This is a genomic window from Streptomyces sp. P17 (assembly GCF_032436805.1).
Lineage (GTDB): Bacteria > Actinomycetota > Actinomycetes > Streptomycetales > Streptomycetaceae > Streptomyces.
The window spans coordinates 1-253 of the sequence record NZ_JAVRBF010001177.1 but is presented as its reverse complement, the minus strand read 5'-3'; the positions used below and the strand labels follow the sequence as shown (position 1 = coordinate 253).

The following is a 253-nucleotide window of genomic DNA, read 5'->3' as shown; positions in this document are numbered from 1 at the left end:
GCCGGTGTTGGCATTCGGATTCAAGCCCAGGGCGCGAGCTTCAGCGAGAAGCGTCTCACGCTCAGTCTGGGTCTGATTCTGCTCAGCTTCCAGAACGGCGTTGAGAAGGTCTTCATCAGACGTTTCAGCGTCGTAAGCGAGCCCGAGCCCAGAAGCACGACCTTCCAGAGCCTGACGTTCGGTCTGTGCGTCGTTGCCCTTGACGTCCTTGACCGCGACTTTTGCGTCAGCGACCACAATGCCGTTCTTAAGC

Annotated in this window: 1 protein-coding gene; it reads right to left on the bottom strand. The window is 58.5% G+C overall.

Annotated elements, in window-relative coordinates; all coding sequences use genetic code 11:
* Window positions 1-237 (bottom strand): hypothetical protein (locus tag RMT89_RS44335; protein WP_315889419.1); only part of this gene is annotated, 237 nt, incomplete at its 3' end.
* Window positions 238-253: the final 16 nt, after the last annotated feature.